30 protein-coding genes are annotated in these 25,969 nt (G+C 58.8%); 14 read left to right on the top strand and 16 right to left on the bottom strand.

What is annotated here, in order from left to right; all coding sequences use genetic code 11:
- Positions 1-16: 16 nt before the first annotated feature.
- Genes I9184_RS12705 through I9184_RS12720 form a run of 4 tightly spaced genes read right to left on the bottom strand, consistent with a single transcriptional unit; the run spans position 17 to position 2,922 of the window.
- Positions 17-622: a pyridoxamine 5'-phosphate oxidase family protein gene (locus I9184_RS12705; RefSeq protein WP_171724275.1), complete on the bottom strand. Its 606-nt coding sequence runs from the start codon at positions 620-622 to the stop codon at positions 17-19.
- Positions 606-1,349, bottom strand: a complete 744-nt coding sequence (locus I9184_RS12710; RefSeq protein WP_209834674.1) for a lysophospholipid acyltransferase family protein — start codon at positions 1,347-1,349, stop codon at positions 606-608. The genes I9184_RS12705 and I9184_RS12710 overlap by 17 nt, the downstream gene beginning before the upstream one ends.
- The gene (locus I9184_RS12715; RefSeq protein ID WP_171634956.1) at positions 1,349-2,248 is read right to left on the bottom strand and encodes an FtsX-like permease family protein; all 900 of its coding nucleotides are present in this window, start codon (positions 2,246-2,248) and stop codon (positions 1,349-1,351) included. Before I9184_RS12715 ends, I9184_RS12710 begins: the two co-directional genes overlap by 1 nt.
- Entirely contained in the window at positions 2,245-2,922 is a 678-nt protein-coding gene (locus tag I9184_RS12720; protein WP_152456816.1) for an ATP-binding cassette domain-containing protein, read from the bottom strand. Before I9184_RS12720 ends, I9184_RS12715 begins: the two co-directional genes overlap by 4 nt.
- Positions 2,923-3,104: 182 nt before the next feature.
- Here I9184_RS12720 and I9184_RS12725 point away from each other — a divergent pair, with 182 nt between their 5' ends.
- On the top strand, positions 3,105-3,845 hold the full coding sequence (locus tag I9184_RS12725) for a zinc-ribbon domain-containing protein (protein WP_209834676.1): 741 nt from the start codon (positions 3,105-3,107) through the stop codon (positions 3,843-3,845).
- A 3-nt stretch (positions 3,846-3,848) separates the two neighbouring features.
- Here the strand turns inward: I9184_RS12725 and I9184_RS12730 are convergent, their stop codons facing one another.
- The 5 genes from I9184_RS12730 to argH form a co-directional block, all read right to left on the bottom strand.
- Positions 3,849-6,392, bottom strand: coding sequence for a TIGR02302 family protein (locus I9184_RS12730; RefSeq protein WP_348539531.1), 2,544 nt, complete (start codon positions 6,390-6,392; stop codon positions 3,849-3,851).
- Positions 6,393-6,429: 37 nt separating this feature from the next.
- Positions 6,430-7,695 carry a diaminopimelate decarboxylase gene (gene lysA, locus I9184_RS12735; protein WP_171634961.1) on the bottom strand — a complete coding sequence of 422 codons (1,266 nt, stop codon included), beginning with the start codon at positions 7,693-7,695 and terminating at the stop codon, positions 6,430-6,432.
- Between the two features lie 62 nt (positions 7,696-7,757).
- The gene (locus I9184_RS12740) at positions 7,758-7,913 is read right to left on the bottom strand and encodes a hypothetical protein (RefSeq protein WP_171229797.1); all 156 of its coding nucleotides are present in this window, start codon (positions 7,911-7,913) and stop codon (positions 7,758-7,760) included.
- Between the two features lie 87 nt (positions 7,914-8,000).
- Entirely contained in the window at positions 8,001-8,216 is a 216-nt protein-coding gene (locus I9184_RS12745) for a hypothetical protein (RefSeq protein ID WP_224854660.1), read from the bottom strand.
- Positions 8,198-9,586: an argininosuccinate lyase gene (gene argH / locus I9184_RS12750; protein WP_209834677.1), complete on the bottom strand. Its 1,389-nt coding sequence runs from the start codon at positions 9,584-9,586 to the stop codon at positions 8,198-8,200. The genes I9184_RS12745 and argH overlap by 19 nt, the downstream gene beginning before the upstream one ends.
- 21 nt (positions 9,587-9,607) lie before the next feature.
- Here argH and I9184_RS12755 point away from each other — a divergent pair, with 21 nt between their 5' ends.
- The 10 genes from I9184_RS12755 to I9184_RS12800 all read left to right on the top strand — a co-directional run bounded on the left by I9184_RS12755 (position 9,608) and on the right by I9184_RS12800 (position 17,612).
- On the top strand, positions 9,608-10,174 hold the full coding sequence (locus tag I9184_RS12755; RefSeq protein ID WP_209834679.1) for a TlpA disulfide reductase family protein: 567 nt from the start codon (positions 9,608-9,610) through the stop codon (positions 10,172-10,174).
- Between the two features lie 91 nt (positions 10,175-10,265).
- Entirely contained in the window at positions 10,266-10,595 is a 330-nt protein-coding gene (locus tag I9184_RS12760; protein WP_152456810.1) for a hypothetical protein, read from the top strand.
- A gap of 59 nt (positions 10,596-10,654) precedes the next feature.
- Positions 10,655-11,041 carry a hypothetical protein gene (locus I9184_RS12765; RefSeq protein ID WP_209834681.1) on the top strand — a complete coding sequence of 129 codons (387 nt, stop codon included), beginning with the start codon at positions 10,655-10,657 and terminating at the stop codon, positions 11,039-11,041.
- A complete protein-coding gene (locus tag I9184_RS12770; RefSeq protein ID WP_209834682.1) occupies positions 11,038-12,009 on the top strand; it encodes a sterol desaturase family protein in 972 nt (323 codons plus the stop codon). Before I9184_RS12765 ends, I9184_RS12770 begins: the two co-directional genes overlap by 4 nt.
- A 93-nt stretch (positions 12,010-12,102) precedes the next feature.
- Complete coding sequence (locus tag I9184_RS12775; protein ID WP_171641607.1) at positions 12,103-12,291, top strand: hypothetical protein; 189 nt, start codon at positions 12,103-12,105, stop codon at positions 12,289-12,291.
- A gap of 103 nt (positions 12,292-12,394) precedes the next feature.
- Complete coding sequence (locus I9184_RS12780) at positions 12,395-13,228, top strand: EAL domain-containing protein (RefSeq protein WP_209834684.1); 834 nt, start codon at positions 12,395-12,397, stop codon at positions 13,226-13,228.
- Between the two features lie 190 nt (positions 13,229-13,418).
- On the top strand, positions 13,419-14,594 hold the full coding sequence (locus I9184_RS12785) for an acetyl-CoA C-acetyltransferase (protein WP_170346332.1): 1,176 nt from the start codon (positions 13,419-13,421) through the stop codon (positions 14,592-14,594).
- A 186-nt stretch (positions 14,595-14,780) separates the two neighbouring features.
- Complete coding sequence (gene phbB, locus I9184_RS12790; protein WP_171634971.1) at positions 14,781-15,503, top strand: acetoacetyl-CoA reductase; 723 nt, start codon at positions 14,781-14,783, stop codon at positions 15,501-15,503.
- Positions 15,504-15,801: 298 nt separating this feature from the next.
- A complete protein-coding gene (locus tag I9184_RS12795) occupies positions 15,802-16,749 on the top strand; it encodes a transcriptional regulator GcvA (protein ID WP_171634972.1) in 948 nt (315 codons plus the stop codon).
- Positions 16,746-17,612: a DMT family transporter gene (locus tag I9184_RS12800; protein ID WP_209834686.1), complete on the top strand. Its 867-nt coding sequence runs from the start codon at positions 16,746-16,748 to the stop codon at positions 17,610-17,612. The genes I9184_RS12795 and I9184_RS12800 overlap by 4 nt, the downstream gene beginning before the upstream one ends.
- On the opposite strand, the gene I9184_RS12805 is transcribed toward I9184_RS12800, so the two are convergent.
- The 3 genes from I9184_RS12805 to I9184_RS12815 form a co-directional block, all read right to left on the bottom strand.
- A complete protein-coding gene (locus I9184_RS12805) occupies positions 17,609-17,773 on the bottom strand; it encodes a DUF465 domain-containing protein (protein WP_083445267.1) in 165 nt (54 codons plus the stop codon). The two genes, I9184_RS12800 and I9184_RS12805, sit on opposite strands and share 4 nt — an antisense overlap.
- Positions 17,774-17,888: 115 nt before the next feature.
- A complete protein-coding gene (locus I9184_RS12810; protein ID WP_171634976.1) occupies positions 17,889-18,668 on the bottom strand; it encodes a methyltransferase domain-containing protein in 780 nt (259 codons plus the stop codon).
- On the bottom strand, positions 18,665-18,880 hold the full coding sequence (locus I9184_RS12815; protein WP_152456800.1) for a DUF2007 domain-containing protein: 216 nt from the start codon (positions 18,878-18,880) through the stop codon (positions 18,665-18,667). The genes I9184_RS12810 and I9184_RS12815 overlap by 4 nt, the downstream gene beginning before the upstream one ends.
- A gap of 56 nt (positions 18,881-18,936) precedes the next feature.
- On the opposite strand from I9184_RS12815, the gene I9184_RS12820 reads away from it, so the two are divergent.
- Positions 18,937-19,935 (top strand): polyprenyl synthetase family protein, encoded by a 999-nt coding sequence (locus tag I9184_RS12820; RefSeq protein ID WP_209834688.1) that lies wholly within the window; start codon positions 18,937-18,939, stop codon positions 19,933-19,935.
- Here the strand turns inward: I9184_RS12820 and I9184_RS12825 are convergent.
- The 4 genes from I9184_RS12825 to soxR form a co-directional block, all read right to left on the bottom strand.
- On the bottom strand, positions 19,928-20,749 hold the full coding sequence (locus I9184_RS12825) for a 4-(cytidine 5'-diphospho)-2-C-methyl-D-erythritol kinase (protein WP_171634980.1): 822 nt from the start codon (positions 20,747-20,749) through the stop codon (positions 19,928-19,930). The genes I9184_RS12820 and I9184_RS12825 overlap by 8 nt on opposite strands.
- Positions 20,739-22,409, bottom strand: a complete 1,671-nt coding sequence (locus tag I9184_RS12830) for a tetratricopeptide repeat protein (protein WP_209834819.1) — start codon at positions 22,407-22,409, stop codon at positions 20,739-20,741. Before I9184_RS12830 ends, I9184_RS12825 begins: the two co-directional genes overlap by 11 nt.
- A gap of 145 nt (positions 22,410-22,554) precedes the next feature.
- Positions 22,555-24,201: an electron transfer flavoprotein-ubiquinone oxidoreductase gene (locus tag I9184_RS12835; protein ID WP_171233135.1), complete on the bottom strand. Its 1,647-nt coding sequence runs from the start codon at positions 24,199-24,201 to the stop codon at positions 22,555-22,557.
- Between the two features lie 136 nt (positions 24,202-24,337).
- Positions 24,338-24,793 (bottom strand): redox-sensitive transcriptional activator SoxR, encoded by a 456-nt coding sequence (soxR, locus tag I9184_RS12840; protein ID WP_171724285.1) that lies wholly within the window; start codon positions 24,791-24,793, stop codon positions 24,338-24,340.
- A gap of 86 nt (positions 24,794-24,879) precedes the next feature.
- Here soxR and I9184_RS12845 point away from each other — a divergent pair, with 86 nt between their 5' ends.
- On the top strand, positions 24,880-25,260 hold the full coding sequence (locus I9184_RS12845; RefSeq protein WP_171206067.1) for a VOC family protein: 381 nt from the start codon (positions 24,880-24,882) through the stop codon (positions 25,258-25,260).
- Positions 25,261-25,491: 231 nt separating this feature from the next.
- Positions 25,492-25,962 carry a transcription elongation factor GreA gene (gene greA, locus I9184_RS12850; RefSeq protein WP_209834690.1) on the top strand — a complete coding sequence of 157 codons (471 nt, stop codon included), beginning with the start codon at positions 25,492-25,494 and terminating at the stop codon, positions 25,960-25,962.
- Positions 25,963-25,969 lie beyond the last annotated feature (7 nt).

Consider the following 25,969-nt stretch of genomic DNA (forward strand, 5'->3'; position numbering starts at 1 on the left):
CAGCCGACACCCACATCTACCACATCGTTTTTGCGGCGCGTGCAGGCCATTCCTCGTCATATTGCGCGCCGCCTTCCGCGCCGTCTGATGCCTCGGACAGAAGCTGACCTATCGTGGGAAGATCGCCGCTGTCATCACCGCTTGACCAGATGCGCGCCCGGATCAAAGCACGGGCACATTGGCTGTATATCTCGGCGATTTCAACGACGATAACGGTCGCCGGGCGTTTGCCGACCTTCTCGAATTGATGCCGCAGGGTCTCATCCGCCGTTACCCGCGCCAACCCGTTCACCCGAACGACGTTGTTGGCCCCCCGAACAAGAAACATCAGCGAAACACGTGGATCGCGCACGATATTGCGCAAACTGTCCAGACGGTTGTTGCCGCGCCAGTCCGGCAGAGCCAGCGTATTCGCATCCAGCTCTTTCACCACCGGGCCATCATCGCCCCGAGGGCTACCATCCACACCTTCAGGGCCAACTGTGCTGAGCACACACAGGCGCGATGCAAGGATCCACTTGCGATAGAGGGGCGTCAGTTGATGAACGACCTTTCGCAAGGACGGAGCACCGGGCCGACCATACAAAGATTCAAGCGTTTCGATGTCACGAATGTGCTCCATCCGGATCAAACCCCACTTCCCGCATCAACTCGTTGGAACGCGTTTCTATCACATCTTCCAGCCGGGCAAGGAATTCGTCCCGACCAACACCCGGCTCGATTGGGTCGAGGAAATCGACGATCGCAAGGCCCGGTTTGCGCATGACACCCGTTCGGGGCCAGAAGACGCCGGCATTCGTCGCGACCGGAACGCAGGGAAAGCCGAGCCCTTCGTAAAGAACGGCTGTTCCAACCTTGTAAGGTTTCTTCGCACCGGGCGCCACACGTGTCCCTTGCGGGTAAATCACTAGCTGCCCGGGTTCCGAAAACTCTTTCGATACATCCTTGACCATCTTGGTCACGGCAGCACCGCGCTTGCCGCGATTGACCGGAATACAGCCAAGTCGCCGCGCATACATTCCAATGACGGGTGTAAACAAAAGCTCGCGCTTCATGATGAACTTGCCGTGCGGAATGGCATCAAAAATTATGATGATATCAAGAAACGACTGGTGTTTTGCGGCTATGACCACTTCATTCGTTGGAACCGTACCCCGCACTTCACACCGAATGCCAACCATCCAACGAGCCAGCCACATGGTGCTGCGCGCGTAGGTCTTGCACGCCCTCAGGGCGCCAGCCTTGGAAAACAGTGCATAGGGCAGAAAGACAATGCCAAGGATCAGCATCCAGGCGTAGATCATGATCATGAAGATCAATGACCGAACCCATTGAACAGCCATCAACATCAGGAAAGCTCCTTCAATTTGCGTCGGGCCGCAGCCCAGGTGGCAAAAAACGCGACCATGGCACCAAGGATCGGGATAAGAACCGGCAACGCCCAGTCTTTGCCCTGAAAGCCGACGCCAGCCAGAAAACCACCCGATTCCGAGGCTTCGGGCAGCATCAGAACACCGGTCATGCCCAGCAATGTACCGACTGATGCCCCAAAGAATGCGCGATATGTAAACCGCCTTACGAATGCGCCCGCTATGAACCCATCGCGTGCACCGACCAGGCGCAGCACTTCGATAATCTGGGCATTTGCGGCAAGCGACGCATTGGCGGCAAGAGTAATCATGGCCGCGGTCGCACCACCGATCAGCAGGATTGAAATCCACCCCAGTCGACGCAGGGACATCGCCGCATCGACCAGAGGTTCCCGCCACCGCGTATGATCATCCAGCACGGCGCCCGGCACCTCGGCCCCCAATCGCAAACGCAACCCGGCCACATCGATGCCCGGTTCGGTTTCAATGATCTCGATAAGCTGCGGCACGGGCAGCGTATCCAGCGGTAGATCCGGCCCGAACCAAGGGGCAAGCAACGCCGCCTGCTCTTCCTGCGTCAAAGCACGGGCCGAGGCCACGCCAGGCGTCTGGCTCAGAACGGTCAGCGCGGCCTCGGTCTGGGCCGCACGCTGTTCCGCTGGCGCGTTGATGCGCAGGGTTGCAGCTCCGGCCAGTTCCGAGGCCCAGCGATCCGCAATGCGCCCCGAAGCCAGAGACAGGGCCAGTGCGAATACTGCAAGAAACGCCATCGCACCCGCGACAAACAGAGTCAGGTGTGCCGTATATCCCGTTGGGGGAACAACCCGGTCTGCCCGTTTGTCACCGCGCAACAGATTTTTGAGATCAGGACTGATCATAGATCCGCCCCCGCCAGTTGCAGTTTGCGCTGCGAAATACGCAGGACACGGGCCTGTACCTGGCTTTTGGCCGCGCGGATCAGGCTCAGATCATGGGTGGCGATCAGGACGGTTTTGCCCATCCGGTTCAGTTCGATCAGAAGACGCAGCAGCCGTTGCGACATTTCCCAGTCAACATTGCCCGTCGGCTCATCCGCCAAAACCACGTCAGGCGACAATATGACGGCACGCGCCAGAGCGGCCCTTTGCCGCTCGCCGCCGGACAGTTCAGGCGGGAGCGCTTCGAGCCTGGCGCCAAGACCCACCCAGCTGAGCAGCTCGGTCAGGTTTTCCTGCTCGGATGTTTCCGAACGCCCGGACACCATCAGCGGCAACGCGACGTTTTCGGCAAGCGTCATGTGGTCAAGGAACTGACAATCCTGATGCACGACACCAACGCGGCGACGCAATACTGCCAGCTGGTCGCGATCAAGGGTTGAAATATCCTGGTCAAACACGCTCAACCGCCCCGAGCTCGGCAGCAGGGCACCATAGCACAGCTTGAGCAACGTGGTCTTGCCCGCCCCGGAAGGCCCGGTCAGAAAGTGAAACGAACCCGGCTGCAATTGTACCGAGACATCACTCAGCAACTCGCCGCCACCGTAGGTGTAGCTGACATTTTCCAGCTCGATCACACGTGCCCCCGTTATTTTGCCGCTCTTCTTGCCCGAGCATGGTGATGGTTTCAATGGCTCTACCGGGTCCAATTGGTGACACTTGACCCGCGAAACCGAAAACGCTCTTTGCTGTTGGGTCTTAACCGAATATCATTCCTGAAAAAACTATTATCGGCCCTTCGCCCGGCCGAGGAGGCAGCATGCGTCTTACATGTCCGAATTGCAGCGCGCAGTACGAGGTTCCTGACGAGGTCATCCCCGAGGAAGGCCGCGACGTACAGTGTTCCAACTGTGATCAGACCTGGTTTCAAGCGAAGCACCCTGCCGAAGCCGCAGGCGCACCGGACAAAAAAGCGGAAACCCCCGAACAGGATGACACATCGCCCGACGTGGTCGACGCTCCGCAGGACGCCGAACCGGGTCCTGTTGAAGAAGCGGTATCCGAAGGCAAGCCAGAAGTTGAAAAACCCGCTGCGCCTACAGGGAATGTCGATCCGTCCGTCGCCAGCATTCTGAAAGAGGAAGCTGCCCGCGAAGCGGATTTGCGGGCGCAGGAAGGCAGCAGCCTTGAGAGCCAGCCCGATCTCGGGCTGGATACGCCACCAGAACCCAAGGTGCGCCCCAAGCGGCCTTCGGCTTCGGAAACCGCTGTCGATGCCGGACAGAAAGACGCGCTGCCGGATGTTGAAGCCATCAATTCGACAATGCGATCTGACGAGTCGGAAGAAGTCCCGCAGCCACCCCGCAAATCGGGCGGTTTCCTGCGCGGTTTTGCGTTGATGCTGATCATCGGCGTGGTTCTGTATCTGATCTATGGAAATGCCCAACAGATCAGCGAAGCGGTCCCTCAGGCCGACCCGTTGCTCAGCTCATACGTGTCGCTTGTGGATCAGGCGCGTATCTGGCTGGAAGCACAGGCTGGATCCGGTGCCCAGAACTGAGGTCTAGAACCTCTCCAACAAACGTTTCAGGTATTCCAATTCGATCTGGGGGCGGTCCGATTCCCCGGTTCTGCGCCGGATTTCATCCAGCAGTTCCCGCGCCCGGCGATACACGTCTTCGCCTTGCAGCAAATTCTCATCTGTTGAAATCGAACCGGCGGCACCCGGATTTCGACCCAGCGGATCGCGATTGTTGGCTTGCATGTCGCCATCCTGCGTTCCTTGCCCCGGTTGGTTCTGCTGGTTCTGCGCCATCGCCTCACCCAACGAACGCATCCCTTCGCGCAGGGCTTCCATCGCCTCGGATTGCCGGTCGATGGCTTCGGCCAGATCATCCCCACGCAGGGCCTGTTCCGCCTCGTCCATGGCGCGCCCGGCCCGGTCCAGCGCCTCGCGCGCGGCGTCACCTTCGGGCGTACCGGCGCCGGGCAAACCCTGTTGCTGGCGGCTCAGCTCATCTCTTAGCGCTTGCTGCCGATCCGCAAGTGAGCCTTGACCCTGCTGGCCTTCGCCAGCCTGATCCGAGCCTTCCCCCTGACCGCCCTGACCTTCGTGGCTTTGCCCCCGGCCTTGCCCGCCATTGCGTCCCTCATTGCCCTGGCTTTCACCGGATTGAGCACCTGGATTAAACTGTTCCTGCAAATCACGGAAGGCCTGATCGCTCAGACCTTGTTGCTCGCGCAGGGTTTCCGCAAGACCTTCCATGGCCTGCTGACCTTCGGACTGCTGCCCTCCGCCCTGGCCCTGAGTCACACGCATGTTTTCCATCATCTGCTGGAACTCTTCCAGTGCCTGCTGGGCTTCGGCCATCCGGCCCTGTTCCATGAGCTCCTGAATGCGGTCCATCATGCGTTGCAGATCATCCTGCGTCATTTGCAGGGACTCGCCGTTCTGGCCCTGCTGACGCTCACCATCTTCGCCGTTCGGCTGGGCCAACCGTTGCAGTTGTTGGAGGTAATCCTGCGTCGCTTCGCGCAATTCCTGCATCAGTTCCGCGATTTCCTCGTCGCTGGCGCCGTTCTTCATTGCTTCGGTCAGACGTTCCTGCGCGCGCCGCATCCGTTCCAGCGCATCCGCAAGCGTGCCGTCCTCAATCAACACGGCAAGATCCCAGAGCGCCTGGGCGATCTCTGCCTGCTGTTCGGGTTTCAGCCCGTATTGATCAAAGGTCTCAAGCCGCCGCAGCACGACCCTCAGACGCAAATAGGCAGTTTCCGAGCGAAACAGGTCCTCTGGCAGATGAGATACAGCCCGCAGCAGTTGCGCGATCCGAGGCGCATTGGACCGCGACCACAGCAGATCGCGCCGTTGTTCGATCACCGCAGCGGCCAGCGGATCAAAGAACCGACGGGCCGGAAGATCGGTCACATAAGGTTCGGAAGACGATTGCTGATCCGCCGCGTCCGTGGCCATCAAGGTGATCCGAACCGGCAAATGCGCCCATGGGTGTTGCGAGAAATCCTCGATCAGATCTTCTGCAAAATCCACCCGGTCGCCGGTGATCGGCATAGGCAGTTCAACTGCGATCGCTTCGCGTGGTTCGGGCTCTGCCGCCAGACCATAGCGGCGATCAACGGCAGCCAGATCCAGTTCGATCAGGGCAGAGCCTGCAACCACACCATAGTCATCTCCTGCGACGAATGGCAGCTTCATCTGCCCGCCCGCCTCGGCCTCAGCCGATCCGGCCACGGCTATCTGAGGTGCCGTGTCGTCAATGATCTCAACGGCCCATTCGCGCCCCGTGGGCCCGTCGATGCGCAACTGGCCAGAGCGTTCTGCCACGAACTCCTGCTCGGGGTCGGTCGCCGCCTCGGCCCCCAGGGCCGAGCTGTTTTCCGTCAGGCTATGTGCGCCAACCTCCCCATAAAGCCGCAAGGTAACGCGGCTGCCCTTGGGAACGGAAAGCTCTGCATCCGTTTGGTCCGCAAGATACAGCGTTGGAAGGCCCGTATAGCGCGGGGGTTCGACCCATCCTTCCCAAGTCGGCCCCTGCCCGGCGGCGGCAGTGCCCGGGGCCATGTCCGCCACAGACCCCACGCGCCACAAAGAGCCGAAAACCAGCGCTACGACAAAAGCCAGCAACGCCGCGTAGCGCAGTGCATAAGGATCTCGCGATGCCAGCCGAAGGTCTGGTTTCACGGCCTCGGCCGTCGCGACCCGTTGCGCCATCCGGGCTTTGTGGGCTTGCCACAGCGCCACGGAATCCCGATCGGCCGCACCGATTGCCTGATCATCCATCAAGGCCTGAATTGGGCGTCCCGGCAAGGTCTCATCCAGCCGCATCAAAACCTCGGCGCGCGAAGGCAACTTGAGACCCCTCAGGCCAAGCACCGCAGCCGTCAAAAACGACCCCAAGGACAGCGCGCCGACCGCCCAGACAATTTCCACGGAAACAACATCTTGAAGCCCCAGCATCAAAGCCGCAAGCAGAACAAGTACAATCGAGAACGCCGGCCAGAACGCGCGCAACACCTGTTCTGCCACCATGCCGACATGAGTCAGCCACACGGACAGGCGCGGAATGGGCAGGTTTGAACGGTCGGACAAGACGGGCCTCCGGGGTTAGGCCCGCGCGATCATCGCGTCAAAGCCATGAAGGTATGGTATCGCGGTTTATGATTTCGTCAAAGCTTGGTCGTTCACGAATGACTGCAAATTGATCACCATTGACCAGAACCTCGGGGATCAGCGGGCGGGTATTGTACTCGCTGGCCATCACCGCGCCATAGGCACCCGCGCTGCGGAAGGCGATCAGGTCACCCGATTTGAGCGGCGGCATGTTGCGTTGTTTGGCAAAAGTGTCACCGGATTCGCAGACCGGGCCCACGATGTCATAAGGGCGCTGTTCCACACCGGCGACAGGTTCCTGCACCGCGACGATATCGTGGTAAGCTTCGTACATTGCCGGGCGGATCAGGTCATTCATCGCCCCATCAAGGATCAAAAAATCGCGACCTTCGCCTGATTTCACGTAGATGACCTTGCTAACCATGATCCCGGCGTTGCCCGCGATCAGGCGGCCCGGCTCGATCTCGATCTCACAGCCAAGATGCCCCAATGTTTTCTTGACCAGCGCACCATATTCAATCGGCAAGGGGGGTGCGTTGTTCGACCGGGTGTAAGGAATGCCCAGACCGCCACCCAGATCGAGACGCCGAATGTTGTGACCTTCAGAACGGAGGCGTTCGGTCAGCTCGGCTACTTTTGTGTAGGCCAGCTCATACGGTTCAAGTTCGGTCAGTTGCGAGCCGATATGGACGTCGATGCCGATCACCTCCAACCCCGGCAAGCTGGCAGCGTGGGCGTAAACTTCCGAGGCACGGGCAATCGGAATGCCAAACTTGTTCTCGGACTTGCCCGTGGCAATCTTGGCATGGGTCTTGGCATCGACATCCGGGTTCACCCTTACAGTAATCGGCGCAACCACACCCAATTCCAGTGCAACGGCGTTGATCACTTCCATCTCGGGCTCGGATTCGACGTTGAACTGACGGATGCCGCCGGTCAGTGCGGTACGAATCTCATCCGCCGTTTTACCCACTCCAGAGAACACGATTTTGTCGCCCGGAACGCCCGCCGCCTTGGCGCGCAGGTATTCCCCGCCCGAAACCACGTCCATCCCTGCGCCCGCCTTTGCCAGAGTTTTCAGGATCGCCTGATTGCTGGCCGCTTTCATCGCATAGCAGACAAGGTGGTCCGTGCCGTCAAGCGCATCGTCAAACAGCTGAAAATGCCGCAGCAAGGTTGCTGTGGAGTAGACGTAGAACGGCGTTCCGACCGCGGCAGCGATTTCGGAGACAGGGACATCCTCGGCGAATAGCGCGCCGTCGCGGTAGAGAAAATGATCCATGTCTGCGCGCTTAGACCAGAAGATAGCTTCGGATCAATGGATTCCGAACCCATCGACCAAGTTTAATTTCGGGTCGAAACTCCAACCCGGCCATAGCCCGAGATCGAAACTCCGGTGCCCGATTGTTTGGGCTCTGCCGCAGGTTCCGGGCGTCTTGCCGATGTAGGTTCGCAAGCCGTCAAAGCCGCAAATACCAGAAACAGTCCTAGTGTTCTCATTTCAGTATCTTTTCTTTGGATGACATGCGCACCGACATGCCACCTCACGTTGGTGGATATAAAACCGATGCGCAATATGAAAGTGGCTTAGAATCCCAGGTAGATCCCCAGCGGGCCACGGCTCAGACCTACGCCACCGCCTACATACGCTCCGCCAGAGCCGACACCGACGGTTGCACTGACAGTTGGCTGAGCGGGCGCTGGCTGAACGGGCTCACCATCGGCTCCGCATCCGGCCAGCATCAGGCCGGACCCTGCAATCAGAATCGCGCGCAGCACGGTCATCACACCATTGCCTTCCATCGTTCAACCTGAGCACGCACCTGATCAGGAGCTGTGCCACCATAGGACTGGCGTGAGTTTACAGAATTTTCGACTCCAAGGACAGAGTAGACGTCATTTGTGATCTCGGCATGGACCGATTGCATGTCGTCCAGCGTCAGATCGGGCAGGTCGCAGCCCTTCTTCTCGGCCATGGCCACCAGCGATCCGGTAACATGATGCGCGTCGCGGAAGGGCAGGCCCAGCACCCGAACCAGCCAGTCGGCCAGATCGGTCGCGGTGGAAAAGCCCGAGCCGGCGGCGGCGGCCAGGCTGTCGCGGTTGGCGGTCATGTCCTTGACCATGCCTTCCATCGCGGCCAGCGCCAGCATCCAGTTGTCGGCGGCGTCAAAGACCTGTTCCTTGTCTTCCTGCATGTCCTTGGAATAGGCCAGCGGCAGGCCCTTCATCACCATCATCAGCGCCGTGTTGGCGCCAAAGATCCGACCCACCTTGGCGCGGATCAGCTCTGCCGCATCGGGGTTTTTCTTCTGCGGCATGATCGACGATCCGGTTGAGAACCGATCCGACAGGGTAACGAAACGGAACTGCGCCGAAGACCAGATCACCAGTTCCTCGGCAAACCGCGACAGATGCACGGCGCAGATCGAGGCCACGGACAGGAACTCCAGCGCGAAGTCACGATCGCTGACGGCGTCCAGCGAGTTGGCGGCAGGCCGGTCAAAGCCCAGCGCCTCGGCCGTCATATGGCGGTCGATGGGGAACGATGTCCCGGCCAGCGCCGCAGCACCCAGTGGCGATTCGTTCATCCGGGCGCGGGCGTCACGAACGCGGGACAGATCACGGCCAAACATCTCGACATAGGCCATCATGTGATGGCCCCATGTCACCGGCTGCGCCGTTTGCAGGTGGGTAAAGCCCGGCATGACCCAATCAGCCCCGGCCTCGGCCTGCGCCAAAAGCGCGCGGATCAGGGCCAGCAAGCCGCTCTCAGCAGCGTCCAGCTGATCACGAACCCAGAGCTTGAAATCGGTTGCGACCTGGTCATTGCGTGACCGGCCTGTGTGCAAACGGCCTGCGGGCTCTCCGATGATCTCTTTCAGACGTGCCTCGACATTCATGTGAATGTCTTCCAGCGCGGTCGAGAACTGGAACTCTCCGTTCTGGATTTCTGACAAAACGGTGAGCAGCCCTTCCCGAATGGCTTCGGCGTCACTATCACTTATGACGCCTGTGGCTGCCAGCATGGCCGCATGGGCGCGCGAGCCTGCGATGTCCTGGGCTGCCATCCGCTGATCGAACCCGATCGAGGCGTTGATTGCCTCCATGATCGCGTCTGGACCGGCGGCAAAGCGGCCGCCCCACATCTGGTTCGAGGATTGATCGGTCATGTAAGAAAACCCGGAGTTGATATGCGCCTATTTCGTCTGATCCCCCTTTATATGGCCCTTGCGCTGGGTGCAAATGCCGCCTTGGCGACCGATGCCGAGACGCTGGCCCCTCTGCGGGAAGAGAGCCTGAAACGTCTGATCCTGCACAAGGAACCGAAACCCGCCAAATCAATCGAATTCCAGCTGGAAGATGACGGCGGTGTCGGCACGCTTGCCGATTATGAGGGCAAGTATGTGCTGCTGAATTTCTGGGCCACCTGGTGTGCGCCCTGCCGCAAAGAGATGCCTCAGATCGCTGAACTTCAGGAAGAGTTCGGCGGCGACAAGTTTCAGGTTCTGACACTGGCCACGGGCCGCAACTCGCCTGCCGGCATCAAAAAGTTCTTTGCAGAGAACGGCATCGCCAACCTGCCCCGTCACCAGGACCCCAGTTCAGCCGCTGCCCGTGAGTTCGGCGTCATCGCCTTGCCGATCACGGTCATCCTGAACCCCGAAGGGCAGGAAATCGCCCGGCTGATCGGCGACGCCGAGTGGAACTCGGACAGTGCGAAGGCGATTATCTCGACGCTTGTGGAATCCAATAGCTGACGAATGGCGCAGCGTCCGCCTGTTTGTGATACACTCGAACCGGCCCAATTGGGCCGGTTTTCGTTTGTGACCTTATAGGAAGGAGGCGACGATGAAGCCGGTGGTTCTTTTGATCGGACGGTTGCCAAATGTGATCGGTGATGTGGCACGGCAACTGGATCATCTGCCGATTCAGTGGCTGGGCGCACATGACACGGACGAGGTCCGGAAACAGCTGGATGCCGAGCCCCGAATTGCCTGCGCCATCTTGGGCGCGGGGCTTGACGACACGATCCGTGGTGAAATGGTGGGCATAATTGCCGCCCGGCGCCCGGATATCTGCATCCATCTGAAGGATCGTACATCCGGCCCCGAGGGGCTGGTGCCCTTCGTCGAACGTGTGGTGCAACACGAGATACTGGAACGGCTGGAAAACAGCTGACGCAACGCCACCTTTGACAGAGTTTCAACTCCTTTGCACTCTGCGCTCAGGAGGATGGAATGCCACTTGAAATTCTACTGACGCTGGTCGTCGGCGGCATAGCTGGTGTCACCCTGTTATTGCATCTCACCGGCAAATCGCAGCAAGTGATGCTGACGCCCGACATTGCACGATCACAATGGGCACGTCACTTTCCGGACGATGATGTGGTCGACGTCACGGTTTCCCATGATGGCCACGCCGCGATGGTGCGCACCAGTTCAGGCAATGGGTTGCTTTGGTCCTTCGGGGCCGACACCGTGGCCCGGCATCTGCTGGACTATGATCTTCTGGATCATCCGGAAGGCTTTGAGATTCTGTTTCACGAATTCTCGGTGCCCAAAACACTTATCCGACTGGACGAATTCGAATGCCATCACTGGCGTGACCTGATGGAGCCCGCATGACAGACCAAATTAATTTTCCTGATGCGGTGCAATGGGCCGTTCCCTTTTTCATCGCAGCAATTCTGGCCGAGTTTCTGTGGATCGCAGTCAAAGGCAAAGGCGGGCGTTATGAAACACGCGACGCGGTGACCTCTTTGATCATGGGGGCCGGCAACATCGCATCGGGCTTTTTGCTTGGCTTTATCGCCTATGCGTTTTTCATGTGGCTTTGGCAGATCACGCCGATGAACCTGGGTACGTCAATTTCGGTTATCATCCTGTGCTTTGTCCTGGACGATCTGCGTTACTACTGGGTCCACCGCTTTGGCCATCGCATCCGCTGGGTCTGGGCCAGCCACGTAAACCATCACAGCTCGCAGCACTACAACCTGACGACCGCGCTGCGGCAGACCTGGACTTATACGTTTACTTTCATGATGGTCGTACGCGCCCCACTGATCCTGCTTGGGTTCCATCCTGCGATGGTTTTGTTCGTCGGTGGCCTCAATCTTATCTATCAGTTCTGGATTCACACCGAGGCCATCGGCAAGATGCCCCGCTGGTTCGAGGCGGTAATGAACACCCCCAGTCACCACCGCGCCCATCACGGCCGCAACGCACGCTATCTGGATTGCAATTATGCCGGGGTGTTCATCATCTGGGACAAGCTGTTCGGCACCTTCGTCCCCGAGCAGGAGGACGACCGGGTGGACTATGGCCTGGTGCACAATATCGGCACTTTCAATCCCCTGCGGGTGGCCTTTCACGAATGGGTGGCCATCTGGCGCGACGCGACCCAGCCGGGTTTGACCCTGAAACAGCGGCTGGCCTACTGCTTTGCCCCACCTGGGTACAGCCATGACGGCAGCCGGGACAGTTCGGAACAGATCAAGGCCAAGCATCTGGCGCGCCACCCGGAAGACCGCGGAACGCCCGGTTTTGAGCATCTGGACAAAAAGCTGCCCAGCGGACAAGCAGAACAGGCCTGAAACGGCCGGCTGCACCCTGATTGTGCCTTGAATCTCGGCCATTGAGCGCCATATCAGACGACAGGCGCCGTGTGTGAGTGAGCGAGGGTCGGTATGAATCGTTTGGCAACCATTTCAACCTTTTTCGGCCTGTTCGGCCTGTTGATGGCCATGCTCGCAGCCCTTGGGGGCGCCGTTGCAGCCCTGATCGCATTGGGTTTTGCAATGATGGCCCTAGGTGCGATGGGCGCGATACTTGGCGCGGCAGCTTCTTTGACACGCGCGTGGCAATCCACCCGCTGAGCCCGCGAGACGGAAATTTTTCCGAACCCTTAACCGCAGATTCATCTCTTTGCCCCGAGACTGTGACCGGACACCTGTCCCGGACACATGGGAATCCGCGCTTATGGGAAATAAAAAACTGGCACATCTGCCTGAGGGGTCGGAAAGTCCGTTGAATGCGGCCGTTTCGACGCGGGATCGTTCGGTTGTGCAGATGGCAACCGATGCAGTGAAGCATAAGCAGTGCAAACTGGCTTTTCAGCCGGTGATACAGGCGCACGCCCCGTACCGAGTCGCGTTTTACGAAGGGTTCATTCGGGTTCTGGACGAAACCGGCCGCGTCATCCCGGCGCGAGAATTCATGCCTCAGGTCGAAAACACTCCTATCGGCCGCGATCTGGACTGCGTCGCGTTGGAGCTTGGGTTGCGCACATTGGCGAGGAACCCGGAAATACGCCTGTCGATCAACATGTCTGCGCGCTCGATCGGTTATTCCAACTGGTCCAGAATACTGGACAGATTCCTGAAACGAGATGCCGAATTGGGCGAACGCTTGATCCTCGAAATCTCCGAAAGCTCGGCCATGCAGGTGCCTGAGCTGGTTGTCGACTTCATGGACCGCTTGCAGGATCGCGGCATCGCTTTTGCGCTGGATGACTTTGGCGCCAGCAATTTCAGCTTTCGCCATTTTCGCGAGTTTCTGTTCGACGCAGCCAAAATCGATGGCCAGTTCGTGCGGGGCATCAGCAACGATCCCGACAACCAGACTTTGGTGCGGGCCCTGATCGCGGTGGCCCGTGAATTCGAAATTCTGGTCACGGCCGAATCGGTTGAAACGCAGGAGGATGCCGCTTTCTTGGTGGCAACTGGCGTGGATTGCCTGCAAGGATTCTTGTATGGCGCACCCAGTGTTGCGGAACCCTGGAAGCAGGAAAACAGATCAAAAACAGGCAGTTGATTGCCTGTTCATCGACATTTTCCTACCATTTCCGACACTGAGACAAGCTGCCCGTTGCTGCATGTGCAGCGTTACGCTATTGCAAGAGTACTTGAGCGGGGGATCACGGGGCGCTCTTGTTTCGAGAGGACATCTTTCGACCTGCGCCGTCAGAAATTCCGCTGTCCCATGACGGTAAAGGACTGATCATATGACCAACGTAGTAATCGCATCCGCCGCACGAACAGGTGTTGGCAGCTTCAGTGGTTCGTTTGCGAACACACCTGCCCATGATCTGGGCGCTGCCGTTCTGGAAGCAGTTGTCGAGCGCGCCGGAGTGGAAAAAGGCGAAGTCAGCGAAACCATCATGGGGCAGGTTCTGACAGCCGCCCAGGGGCAGAACCCCGCACGTCAGGCCCACATCAACGCCGGTCTGCCGCAGGAAAGCGCGGCCTGGGGAATCAACCAGGTTTGTGGCTCGGGCCTGCGCGCCGTTGCTTTGGGCGCCCAGCATATTCAGCTGGGAGACGCGGAAATCGTCGCTGCTGGTGGTCAGGAAAACATGACGCTGTCGCCCCACGCCGCCGCGCTGCGCGCCGGTCACAAGATGGGCGACATGAAGTATATCGACACAATGATCCGCGATGGCTTGTGGGATGCTTTCAACGGCTATCACATGGGTCAGACTGCCGAGAATGTTGCAGAGAAATGGCAGATCAGCCGCGAGATGCAGGATGAATTCGCCGTTGCTTCGCAGAACAAGGCCGAAGCAGCACAAAAGGCCGGCAAGTTCGCAGACGAAATCGTGCCCTTCACCATCAAGACCCGCAAGGGCGACATCGTGATGGACAAGGACGAATACATCCGTCATGGCGCAACCATGGAAGCCATGGCCAAACTGCGTCCGGCCTTCACCAAGGACGGTTCGGTCACCGCTGCCAACGCTTCGGGATTGAACGACGGCGCGGCCGCGACACTGTTGATGTCAGCCGAAAACGCCGAAAAGCGGGGAATCGAACCTCTGGCGCGCATCGCGTCCTATGCGACCGCCGGTCTGGACCCGTCAATCATGGGCGTCGGCCCGATCTATGCATCGCGCAAAGCACTGGAAAAAGCAGGCTGGTCGGTAGACGATCTGGACCTGGTCGAAGCCAACGAAGCCTTTGCCGCACAGGCCTGCGCCGTTAACAAGGATATGGGCTGGGATCCGTCGATCGTGAACGTAAACGGCGGCGCCATTGCCATCGGCCATCCGATCGGTGCTTCGGGGTGCCGTGTTTTGAACACCCTGCTATTCGAAATGAAGCGTCGCGATGCAAAAAAGGGTTTGGCGACCTTGTGCATCGGCGGCGGCATGGGCGTTGCCCTTTGTGTGGAGCGCGACTAAGCGCGTTGGCAATCAAATAGAATTAGGCGCCCGGTGGGCGCCTTTTTTTGTTACATTGAGGTTCCAACCGTTGGATGCGACGATATTGCCGCCCGGAAACCAAGATTCAAGACGAAACAATATTGCGCACAACCATCTCTCAGAGTAACAGCATTACTAAGACGACTAAAATTGAAGGAGTCATAAATGGCACGAACAGCACTCGTTACCGGCGGTTCCCGCGGCATTGGCGCAGCAATTTCCAAGGCGCTCAAAGCCGAAGGATACAACGTTGCGGCCACCTATGCGGGAAATGACGAAGCCGCCGCAAATTTCACTGAAGAAACCGGGATCAAGACCTACAAGTGGAACGTCGCCGATTATGACGAATCCAAAGCAGGTATTGAAAAGGTTGAGGCCGAGGTTGGCCCCATCGATGTGGTCGTCGCCAACGCCGGCATCACCCGCGATGCACCATTCCACAAAATGACACCTGATCAGTGGAAAGACGTGATCGACACCAACCTGACCGGCGTGTTCAACACGGTGCACCCTGTCTGGCCCGGCATGCGAGAGCGCAAGTTCGGTCGTGTCATCGTCATCAGCTCGATCAACGGTCAGAAAGGCCAGTTCGCTCAGGTGAACTATGCAGCGACCAAAGCAGGTGACCTGGGCATCGTAAAATCCCTGGCGCAGGAAGGCGCGCGGGCGGGGATCACTGCCAACGCGATCTGCCCCGGCTATATCGCAACCGAAATGGTCATGGCTGTGCCCGAGAAGGTGCGCGAGTCCATCATTGGCCAAATCCCGGCCGGCCGCCTGGGTGAGCCAGAGGAAATCGCGCGCTGCGTGGTCTTCCTGGCATCGGACGATTCGCAGTTCATCAACGGTTCGACGATCTCGGCCAACGGTGCGCAGTTCTTCGTCTGATCCAGAGTTGTGAACTAAAAACGGGCCGGTCCCTTTGGGCCGGCCCTTTCTGATCCCGTAAGAACGCGCGCGCTGCGATCAGCGGGAACCGAATATCCATCCCCAAAACTGCCAGATCACCCTGCTGCGCTCTTGGTGGGCACGCAGGATCGCCATCTGGGCGGCGGGATTTGTTGTCATCTCGATCATGACAGCCTCCTTTTCAAATCAGTTTTATTTGACCTGATGTGAATATAGAGGCTAAAAACAAACACGACAAACGAGCTTTCTTGAGACTTCAGTTAAGTTTTCCTTCACTATGAGTGACTATCTGCCTCCGCTGACCGCGTTGCGTGCTTTTGACGCCGCAGCCCGGCACATGTCTTTTTCGAAGGCGGCGGAAGAGCTGCATGTGACGCCAGCCGCCCTGTCCTTTCAGATCAAGTCGCTTGAAGAACACCTTGGGCGGCCGCTGTTTCGTCGTCTGAACCGCGCCGTAGAACTGACCGAGGCGGGCCGTGCCCTTGCGCCTGGTGCGGCAGAAGGGTTTGCCACCTTGCAAGCCGCATGGCGTGCGGTGCGCAGACAGGAAGATGACACAAGCCTGACCGTCACCGCGGGCCCAGCTTTGACCGCCAAGTGGTTAGCGCCGCGGCTTTACGAATTTGCTCGGGCGCATCCCGAGATCGATCTGAAATTCTCGGCCACGCTGCGCAACATGGATCTGGAGCGGGACGACGTGGACGTCGCCATCCGGTTCGGGAATTCGGCCGATGACGGGCTGTATTCCGTTCCCGTCAGAAAGGAATGGCTGACCCCGGTCATGACACCGGAACTTGCAGAACAATTCACCACGCCAGACAGCCTGCGCGACGCCCCGCTGATCCATGACGATTCGATCAGCTTTCTGACCCCGCCTTGCGATTGGCCCGCTTGGTTCCGTGCCGTGGGGGTGGATTTTACTCCGACCCATGGCGCGCATTTTTCCAATGCCGATCACGCGATTGATGCCGCTGTTGCCGGTGTCGGCGTGGCACTGGGGCGACGCGCCATGATTCTCAAGGACCTGACCGAAGGCCGCCTGGTTGCACCGTTCAAGGTGGCCCTGGAAACACAAGGCCGGTTCCGGTTTTTGTGCCTGCCGGGGGCTGAAAAGAAACCTCAGATCGCGGCGTTTCGCGATTGGTTCCTGACCGAGATTGAAAAAACCGCGCATATATCGGATGAGTTCAAAATTGTACCGATTGAAGAGGTTTCCCGCCCATGACCAAAATGCGCGCAACGGCCATCGGCTTCGTGGCCGTCTTGCTATGGGCCTTGCTGGCGTTGTTCACTGTCGGGTCGGTGCCCACGCCGCCCCTGCTGCTGAACACGATCTGCTTTTCGATTGGTGGTGCGCTTGGGCTTGTCTGGGCAACGGCGACAGGTGGTTTGAGCGATCTAAAGCAAGTTCCCTGGACGACCTACCTGTTTGGCGCATTGGGCCTATTTGGCTATCACGCGCTGTATTTTTCGGCCCTGCGCATGGCGCCAGCTGCCGAGGCCGGGCTGATCGCTTATCTCTGGCCTCTGCTCATTGTGCTTCTGTCGGGCCTGCTTCCGGGTGAGCATCTGCGTATCGGCCACCTGATCGGGGCATGCCTTGGATTCGCAGGGGCCGCTGTAATCATTGCCGGGGGTGGCGGCGCGGGCTTTCAGGCCCAATACCTGCCCGGATACGCATTGGCCTTGCTGTGCGCACTGACATGGTCGGGCTATTCCGTTCTATCACGCAAACTGGAGGGCACGCCGACCAGTTCCGTCGCAATTTTCTGCCTTGCGGCTGCATCGGCTTCGGGACTGCTTCATCTGGCGGTGGAAGACACTGTACTGCCCGATACGGCACTGGGCTGGGCGTCGGTGCTGGCACTCGGCCTTGGGCCCGTCGGGCTGGCGTTCTACGTCTGGGACATAGGCGTCAAGCAAGGCGACATCCAAATCCTCGGAACCTCATCCTATGCGGCCCCGTTACTGTCGACCCTTGCTTTGGTAGTGGCCGGGATCGCGACCCCGTCCTGGGGGCTTGCGATCGCGGCCTTTCTGATCACCGGCGGGGCCTTGATAGCGGCCCGCGCCAGCCTGAAAACTTAAGCGGACAGGCGTTCGATCTCTTCTTTCAGCTTGAGCTTCTGCTTTTTCAACTGAGCAATATGGAGATCATCGATACCTGGCGAGCGTTGGGCTTGTTCCACTTCTAGACCGAGAGATTCGTGCTTTTTCTTCAGTTCCGTCAGATGTGCGCTCACGCTCATTGCGATCCTCCTTGTTTATGTGTCTGTACGTCACGTAAGAATTTGACCACATCGTTTCCACCCTGTCACGCTGCAGACGCACAGAATCTGTAACAAATCCGACAAATTCGGCTGGTCATTGCCGATGGCACAAGTTCCGAGGCAACGGAGCGGCCTGTCGAAGCACGGCTGAGACCGCCTCGGTATAGCTTTCACCGTCTTTTTCGTGGCGCTCACCGGCGTGCAGAATCAACGGCGCATGGAGGCGAAATGCCGCGCGTCCCCCTTTGCGGGCGCTCAGGATGACCAGTTCGGTCTCGCGGCCCACCCGCGCGCTGAGCGGCAGCACCTCGATTGAACCCAGTTTCCCCTCACAAGCCGTCAGCATATCGGGAAGACGGTCGGCTTTCTGGATCACGTGCAGGAACCCCCGAGGGGCAAGGCGTTTGGCCGCAACGGTGATCCAGTCGATCAGAGGCGTATTTTCGCCCAGTGCAATGCTTCGCCCTGTGTCGCTGGCGGGGCTATGCGCCCCAGAACGGTAATAGGGCGGGTTCGCGATTACGTGATCAAAGTGCCGCTGTCGGAGGTCATCAGGCAAAGCGTTCAGGTCAGCCTCGATCACGTCCAGATCACAGCCGTTGATTTCCGAATTGCGGCGGGCCAAATCCGCATAGGCCGGTTGCAATTCGATCCCAACCATTTGCAGCCCCGCCACCCGCGCGGACAGGCATAAAATGGCAGCCCCCGCGCCACATCCCAGTTCAAGCACGGATTGCCCGGCCTTTGCAGGGACCGATGCGGCAAGCAGAACAGGGTCTACCCCGGCGCGGTAACCTGACGCAGGTTGCAGCAATCGCACCCGGCCACCAAGGAAATCGTTGCACGTCAATTCATTGTCGTCGAAGCGCATCATCGGCCCAGCGGGATCTCGTTGTCGCGCATCACACGCTCGGCCCGGGTCAGGTCTTCGGACCGAACCATCAGCCGACGAGGGAAAATCCCGATACCACCTTCGAGGATGCTCATATTTACGTCCATCTGAAAGCAGTCTATATCCTCGCCCTCAAGGAGAGCGGATGCAAAGGCCAGGATTGTCGGATCGGTACTGCGCAACAGTTCTTTCATGGGGATGGATGTAAGGGCAAGGCGAGGCGAAAGTCGAGCCTTGTATCAGGAGTGTGATGACCGTCGACATGATCTCAAAACCGCATGAGCGTCTCGCTGAAATTCTGGCGGGCGAGATGGAGGCCGTGAACGGACTGATCCGCACGCGGATGGCATCGGACCATGCGCCACGCATCCCGGAAGTGACGCGGCATCTGGTCGAAGCAGGTGGAAAACGCCTGCGCCCGATGCTGACACTGGCCGCAGCACGCCTGTTTGGCTATTCCGGCGACCATCACGTGCGCCTTGCCGCGACGGTCGAGTTCATTCACACCGCCACCCTGCTGCATGACGACGTCGTGGATGAAAGCGCACAGCGACGGGGCCGCCCGACCGCCAATCTGCTTTGGGACAACAAATCCAGTGTTCTGGTTGGCGATTACCTGTTTTCACGCAGTTTCCAGCTGATGGTGGAAACGGGCTCGCTGCGCGTTCTGGATATTCTGGCCAATGCCTCTGCAACCATTGCCGAAGGCGAAGTGCTGCAAATGACGGCTGCAACCGATCTGCGTACGGATGAAAGCGTTTACCTTCAGGTCGTGCGCGGCAAGACGGCGGCATTGTTTTCAGCCGCGACCGAAGTGGGCGGCGTGATCGCAGGTGCCTCGGAAGAGCAGGTCAAAGCGCTTTTCGACTATGGTGATTCACTGGGCATCGCGTTCCAGATTGCCGATGACCTGCTGGATTATCAGGGCGACAGCAAGGCGACCGGGAAGAATGTTGGCGATGACTTCCGTGAACGGAAACTGACCCTGCCCGTCATCAAAGCCGTGGCGCAATCCACGCCGGAAGAACACGCCTTCTGGGAACGTACGATCGAAAAGGGCCGCCAACAGGACGGGGATCTGGATCAGGCGCTGGGTCTGATGAACAAATACGCCACGCTGGAAGAAACCCGGCAAGACGCTTTGGGTTGGGCAAACAAGGCCAAAGCCGCTTTGGATGTATTGCCTGACCACGATATTCGCAGTCTGCTGCGCGAATTGGCCGATTACGTGGTTTCACGTCTCAACTGAGCTGCGTGGCGCGGCACCACCAATCAGGATGGGCTGCGCCGATCTCATAGGCCGCAAAATGCGCGTCTTTCATCGTCGGATACAACGCAAAACAGGTTGATCCTGACCCTGACATGCGCACCATGAGCGCGCGATTGGTCATCTGCAACTCGTCCAACACCTGCTCGATCTCAGGTGCGATGTTCATGGCGGGCACCTGCAGATCGTTGCGTTGATTGCGCAGCCACTGGGCGCACTCATCAGCATTGTCAAACTCAGGCATGCTTTCAGGCATTAGCGGGTTGTCTCTGGACGCCAGCGCGTTGAAAACGGCACCGGTGGGCACCTGGACATTTGGGTTGACCAAAAGGGCGGGCAGGTGCGGAAGGTTCACCGCCGTCAAACGATCGCCAATGCCCTGCATTCTGATCGCCCGACCTTCTAGGCAGACGGGGACATCCGCCCCCAATGACAACGGCAGGCCCCGCGGAAGGTCGTGGCCCTGATCTGCCAGGGCCCCAAGCGTGGCCGCGGCATCAGACGACCCTCCGCCAATGCCCGCCCCATGGGGCAAGGACTTGGTCAGTTGAATATGACCGGTCCAACCGACAGCTTCTGCCGCCTTCCAGACCAGATTTCGGCTGTCCGTGGGGACTCCGCCGGCAAACTCGCCGCGCACGTCCATGGACAATTCGGGGCCGGGGGTGAATGTCAGCCGATCACCCAGATCGGCGAATACAACCAGCGAATCCAACAGGTGATAGCCGTCGTCTCGACGGCCAGTCACATGAAGGGTCAGGTTGATTTTGGCGGGCGCAAACGCCTTAATTTCCATTGGCGACTTTCAATGGCTCCGAACCTTCTTCGGCCAGAACGGCATCCAGCCCGACTTCGATCTTGCGCCGGATTCGATCCGGATCGGCTTCGCCGTCGGTGTCTTCCGGGTCGATGAAGGACAAGGCGCGGCTCCACTGGAACTCGGCCTCGCGCGCGCGCCCGACAGCCCAATAGACGTCACCCAGATGATCGTTGACCACCGGATCCACCGGCATCAGCTCAACCGCACGTTCCATGTGTTCGACGGCCTCGTCGTAACGCCCCAGACGGAACAGTACCCAGCCCAGACTGTCCACGATATAGCCACTGTCCGGACGCGCAGCTACTGCGCGCTCGATCATATCCAATGCTTCATCCAGCTTTTCTTTGCGCTCAACCAGAGAATACCCAAGGTAATTCAGAACCTGAGGTTGATCCGGGTTTAGTTCCAGCGCCCGGCGGAAATCAGCTTCGGCCTGATCCCAGTGCTTCAGCCTTTCATGACTGATGCCACGTGCGTAATGCAGGAACCAATTCCCACCCGCCGCGCTATCCGTCAGCGCGATCGCAGTGTCATAAGAGGCCACGGCAGCGGCATAGTTTTCCTGTCGGCGCTGCAAATCTGCCAAAGCGACATGCACACCCGGAAAATCAGGGTCCTGCGCAGCCAGGTTCTGCAACACCTCGACGGCCGCATCGGTTTTTCCCGAACGGTCCAGAACTTCGGCGCGGCCCAATTCGGCCGCATGGTGATCGTTGCTGTCCGCCGGGACTTGGCGGTATGCCTCAACCGCCAGATCATATTGCTGCAAGTTGTCCAGCAGATCCGCGCTCAGCAAAATGGCATCCACATGATCGGGGCGCAGGAAACTGGCCAAGCGTGCGTACAGCAGAACGTAATCGGCTGATGCTTCGCTGTTCAATGCGGCACCGACGGTGAAAAAAATCTCGGCCATGCCGTCCTGAGCGGATCGGACATGGGTGAACGGCAATGTTTCACCCGCCGCCAACTGGCTCAAATACGACTCGATGGTCGGGTCACTGCCCGCCACAAACACATCGTCCAGAAACTGAACGGCGTCTTCGTTGCGATCCAGCTGCGAAAGAATCTCGGTGCGGGCCAAAGCAGCACGACGAGAGAACCGGGCAACCGTTCCATCATTGTCGGCAAGTATCGCCTCGGCGCCTTCGAAATCACCGATAGACGCCAATGCCATCGCCTTGTGGTAAAGCGCGAACTCCCTGAGACCATCCTGTGTCGCGACAGAATCGAACTGTTCCATCGCCTTGGTCATCTCACCCTGCCCCAGATGGGCCCAGGCGATCATCAGGCCGTCAACAAGGGGGCCAACACCCTGTGTTTCAGGGTCACGGGCCAGCAGGTCGTCAAATTTCCCATCGGTGATCAGATGGGCCGAAATCACCATACGCGCAGCCTGGCTGGGCAGGTTTGCTTCCTCGATCTGCTGGGCGATCGGCAGCGCGCGCACCACTTCCCCCAAAGCGATGCGTGCAACGACAACGCTTTCCTGCAACAGCGCATTTTGGGGATCAAACCTGAGGGCCTGAGCATAATATCTTTCTGCGGCAGAATAGTCGTTTTCGTAAATCGCCTGCCGCCCGGCCAGATACGATCCGGCACCCGTCTCCGAATAGGCCGGAACTGCGACCGACGACATGAACAGCACGGACAAAGCCGCGCGACGAACCAGGGAAAACACCGAAATCCTGCCTTGCTATCGTTGACTGAGGGGTAAGCTAGGGCTTCGGCAGGCAAGAGGCAATGGCAGAGCCTTCACAGCGCCGCCATTGCCCGTTTTTTGCTTACATGTTCGGATAGTTTGGACCGTCGCCGCCCTGCGGTGTGGTCCAGGTGATGTTCTGGCTGGGGTCCTTGATGTCGCAGGTTTTGCAGTGAACGCAGTTCTGGAAGTTGATGACGAATCGTGGGCCGCTCTCATCCTCGACCACTTCATACACACCCGCCGGGCAATACCGCTGCGCCGGCTCGTCGTACTTGGGCAGGTTGACCTTCACGGGGATCTCGGGATCGGCCAGGCGCAGATGGCAGGGCTGGCTTTCCTCGTGGTTTGTCGCTGCGAACGAGACATTCGTCAGACGATCGAAGGACAGCGTTCCGTCGGGCTTTGGGTAATCGATTGGCTGGTGCTTGCTGGCATCCTCGGTCGATTCCGCGTCGTTCTTGCCATGGCCCAACGTGCCGAACAGCGAAAAGCCAAACGTGTTGGTCCACATGTCCAGACCACCCAGCATCAGGCTGGCGGTCAGACCCCATTTCGACCACATCGGCTTGACATTGCGTACCTTTTTCAGGTCGGAACCAATCGCGCCATTGCGAACTTCGGTCTCGTAAGCCGTCAGCTCATCGCCTGAACGCTCGGCCTTGATCGCTTCGAAAGCAGCCTCGGCCGCAGCTTTGCCCGACAGCATCGCGTTGTGGTTGCCTTTGATGCGCGGCACGTTGACCATGCCCGCCGAACAGCCCAACAGCGCCACGCCCGGCGCGACCAGTTTCGGCATCGACTGATAGCCGCCTTCCGTAATCGCACGGGCGCCGTAAGCGACCCGCTTGCCGCCTTTCAGCAGATCGGCCACCATCGGATGGTGCTTGAAACGCTGGAACTCCATATAGGGGTACAGATGCGGGTTCTTGTAATTCAGGTGCACCACGAAGCCGACATAGACCTGATTATTTTCAAGATGATAGATGAAGGATCCGCCGCCTGCGTTGCTGCCCAAAGGCCAGCCCATCGTGTGCGTCACGCTGCCTTCCTTGTGCTTGGCAGGGTCGATCTCCCAGATCTCTTTCATGCCGACACCGTATTTCTGCGGCTCTTTGCCCGCAGACAGGTCGTATTTGGCGATCACTTCCTTGGACAGCGACCCGCGCACACCTTCTGACAGGAAGACATATTTGCCGTGCAGCTCCATCCCCGGTTCGGTGTTGGGGCCGTAGGAACCATCTGCCTCCAGACCAAAAACGCCTGCTACCACGCCTTTGACTTCGCCATTGTCGCCATAGACCATTTCCGAGCACGCCATGCCCGGAAAGATCTCGACACCCAGTTCTTCAGCCTGTTCCGCCATCCAGCGGCACACATTGCCCATCGAAACGATGTAGTTGCCGTGGTTGTGCATCAGCGGCGGCATCGGGAAGTTCGGGATGCGGACCTGGCCTGCTTCACCCAGCATGTAGAACTTGTCGTCCTTCACGGGCACATTCAGCGGCGCGCCTTTTTCCTTCCAATCCGGGATCAGCGCGTCCAGACCACAGGGATCAAGAACCGCGCCCGACAGGATATGCGCGCCAACCTCGGAACCCTTTTCCAGAACGACAACGTTCAGGTCGGCATCCAGCTGTTTCAGACGGATGGCCGCCGACAGGCCCGCAGGTCCTGCACCCACGATCACCACATCGTATTCCATCGCTTCGCGTTCAATCTCGGCCATCGCGGGCTCCCTAGCTAACTTTCCGAATTGGCGCTGTCACCGCATGATCTGCGCAATTTTGTTTCACGGCTGATTACATGGTCGGAAAGACATTGGTCAATCGAAACACGGCGTAACAAGGGCGCTATTCGACACATCACCCCTCTGGTGCATCCCCCATCAGGTACCTGGGACCGCTACCATGCGATTTTGCCCGGTCATCGGGGTTGTAGAGCGCGCATTTCGGCAGGCTCAGACACCCGCATCCGATGCAGCCATCCAGATTGTCGCGCAACCGCATCAGGGTGTCGATTCGCTGATCCAGATGGGCCCTCAGCTGTACACTGATTGCCTTCCAGTCCTGGGGCGTCGGCGTGCGGTTTCCTGGCAGGCCCGACAGCACCTGACGGATTTCAGGCAGGGTCAGACCGAACTGCTGCGCAATCATGACAAAGCTCAGTCGCCGAATATCGGCCCGCTGATAGCGCCGCTGTCCGCCCGCGTTGCGCCAGGGCGAAATCAGACCCTGCGCTTCGTAATACCGGATGGCCGACACGGCCAGACCTGTGCGCCGGGCTAATGCGCCAATCGCCAGCCCCTCTGATACCGCCATCAAACCCTCATGAAAAATTCCTTGACCTAAAGTTAGGTTTAGAAATTACGCTGAGTCGGGACAAGCCAAAAAACACAGGAGATCCCATGATGGCGACGCTTGAACACACCAACTTTACTGTCCGCGACCCGAAAGCCTCGGCCGATTGGATGCAAAAGGTCTTTGGCTGGAAGACCCGTTGGGAAGGCCCCGCAATTGCCGGCGGATACACCGTGCATGTCGGCTCGGCCCATACGTATCTGGCGCTTTACAAACCTGATGACCCGAAACAGTCGGATGAAAGCAGCTATGATGTGATCGGCGGGCTGAACCACGTGGGTGTTCTGGTCGAAGACATCGATGCCACCGAAGACAAGGTTCGCAAGGCAGGATTCGAGCCCCACAACCATGCCGATTACGAACCAGGGCGCCGGTTCTATTTTCGCGATGACAACGGGATCGAGTTCGAAGTGGTGCAATATGATTGAGATGATTTGGCTTTGCACCCCATCGCAGCGTTGGCGCAGGTCGCGGCATCCGGATCATCGGCACAGGCCCCACCCCAAATCAAAACGGCGCGAAGTCGCGAATTGACCACTGCTGACGCTGTCACCTCTTGCAATTCACGTGGCATTTGGGTCAGGTAACTGCCAATCTAACATTCGCCCCGACGCTCCTGTGCGGCGGGGCGACTCAATTTATGCGTGGACGTAGAGAGTATGGAAAAGATCCCGATGACGCCTGCGGGCAATGCCGCGCTCGAGGCTGAGCTGAAGAACCTCAAATCCGTTGAACGCCCGGCGATCATCGAAGCCATCGCCTCGGCGCGCGAGCTGGGCGACCTGAAGGAAAACGCCGAATATCATTCAGCCCGCGAAAAACAGGGTTTCATCGAAGGTCGCATCAAGGAACTGGAAGGTATTCTGTCGCTGGCCGATGTCATCGATCCGGCAAAATTGTCGGGTGCGGTCAAGTTTGGCGCAAAAGTCACATTGGTCGACGAAGATACCGATGAAGAAAAGACCTGGCAGATCGTTGGTGAATACGAGGCCAATATCGAAAACGGCCTGCTGAACGTCAAATCCCCCATCGCCCGCGCCCTGATCGGCAAAGATGAAGGGGACAGTGTCGAAGTGCGCACCCCCGGAGGCGTGCGCTCTTACGAAATCCTGAGTATCGAGTACGTCTGACCGGAGC

The sequence above is a fragment of the Ruegeria sp. HKCCE3926 genome, assembly GCF_017872515.1.
Lineage (GTDB): Bacteria > Pseudomonadota > Alphaproteobacteria > Rhodobacterales > Rhodobacteraceae > Ruegeria.

Coding starts and splice junctions, on each gene's coding strand:
- I9184_RS12725 (WP_209834676.1), top strand. CDS start 3,105: ATGCGTCTTACATGTCCGAATTGCAGCGCGCAGTACGAGGTTCCTGAC.
- I9184_RS12715 (WP_171634956.1), bottom strand. CDS start 2,248: ATGATCAGTCCTGATCTCAAAAATCTGTTGCGCGGTGACAAACGGGCA.
- I9184_RS12835 (WP_171233135.1), bottom strand. CDS start 24,201: ATGGCCGAGATTGAACGCGAAGCGATGGAATACGATGTGGTGATCGTG.
- lysA (WP_171634961.1), bottom strand. CDS start 7,695: ATGGATCATTTTCTCTACCGCGACGGCGCGCTATTCGCCGAGGATGTC.
- I9184_RS12800 (WP_209834686.1), top strand. CDS start 16,746: ATGACCAAAATGCGCGCAACGGCCATCGGCTTCGTGGCCGTCTTGCTA.
- I9184_RS12780 (WP_209834684.1), top strand. CDS start 12,395: ATGGGAAATAAAAAACTGGCACATCTGCCTGAGGGGTCGGAAAGTCCG.
- I9184_RS12760 (WP_152456810.1), top strand. CDS start 10,266: ATGAAGCCGGTGGTTCTTTTGATCGGACGGTTGCCAAATGTGATCGGT.
- I9184_RS12740 (WP_171229797.1), bottom strand. CDS start 7,913: ATGAGAACACTAGGACTGTTTCTGGTATTTGCGGCTTTGACGGCTTGC.
- greA (WP_209834690.1), top strand. CDS start 25,492: ATGGAAAAGATCCCGATGACGCCTGCGGGCAATGCCGCGCTCGAGGCT.
- I9184_RS12755 (WP_209834679.1), top strand. CDS start 9,608: ATGCGCCTATTTCGTCTGATCCCCCTTTATATGGCCCTTGCGCTGGGT.
- I9184_RS12710 (WP_209834674.1), bottom strand. CDS start 1,349: ATGTTGATGGCTGTTCAATGGGTTCGGTCATTGATCTTCATGATCATG.
- I9184_RS12765 (WP_209834681.1), top strand. CDS start 10,655: ATGCCACTTGAAATTCTACTGACGCTGGTCGTCGGCGGCATAGCTGGT.
- I9184_RS12845 (WP_171206067.1), top strand. CDS start 24,880: ATGATGGCGACGCTTGAACACACCAACTTTACTGTCCGCGACCCGAAA.
- I9184_RS12830 (WP_209834819.1), bottom strand. CDS start 22,409: ATGTCGTCGGTCGCAGTTCCGGCCTATTCGGAGACGGGTGCCGGATCG.
- argH (WP_209834677.1), bottom strand. CDS start 9,586: ATGACCGATCAATCCTCGAACCAGATGTGGGGCGGCCGCTTTGCCGCC.
- I9184_RS12785 (WP_170346332.1), top strand. CDS start 13,419: ATGACCAACGTAGTAATCGCATCCGCCGCACGAACAGGTGTTGGCAGC.
- I9184_RS12795 (WP_171634972.1), top strand. CDS start 15,802: ATGAGTGACTATCTGCCTCCGCTGACCGCGTTGCGTGCTTTTGACGCC.
- I9184_RS12770 (WP_209834682.1), top strand. CDS start 11,038: ATGACAGACCAAATTAATTTTCCTGATGCGGTGCAATGGGCCGTTCCC.
- I9184_RS12745 (WP_224854660.1), bottom strand. CDS start 8,216: ATGGAAGGCAATGGTGTGATGACCGTGCTGCGCGCGATTCTGATTGCA.
- I9184_RS12810 (WP_171634976.1), bottom strand. CDS start 18,668: ATGATGCGCTTCGACGACAATGAATTGACGTGCAACGATTTCCTTGGT.
- soxR (WP_171724285.1), bottom strand. CDS start 24,793: ATGGCGGTATCAGAGGGGCTGGCGATTGGCGCATTAGCCCGGCGCACA.
- I9184_RS12815 (WP_152456800.1), bottom strand. CDS start 18,880: ATGAAAGAACTGTTGCGCAGTACCGATCCGACAATCCTGGCCTTTGCA.
- phbB (WP_171634971.1), top strand. CDS start 14,781: ATGGCACGAACAGCACTCGTTACCGGCGGTTCCCGCGGCATTGGCGCA.
- I9184_RS12820 (WP_209834688.1), top strand. CDS start 18,937: ATGACCGTCGACATGATCTCAAAACCGCATGAGCGTCTCGCTGAAATT.
- I9184_RS12825 (WP_171634980.1), bottom strand. CDS start 20,749: ATGGAAATTAAGGCGTTTGCGCCCGCCAAAATCAACCTGACCCTTCAT.
- I9184_RS12775 (WP_171641607.1), top strand. CDS start 12,103: ATGAATCGTTTGGCAACCATTTCAACCTTTTTCGGCCTGTTCGGCCTG.
- I9184_RS12805 (WP_083445267.1), bottom strand. CDS start 17,773: ATGAGCGTGAGCGCACATCTGACGGAACTGAAGAAAAAGCACGAATCT.
- I9184_RS12705 (WP_171724275.1), bottom strand. CDS start 622: ATGGAGCACATTCGTGACATCGAAACGCTTGAATCTTTGTATGGTCGG.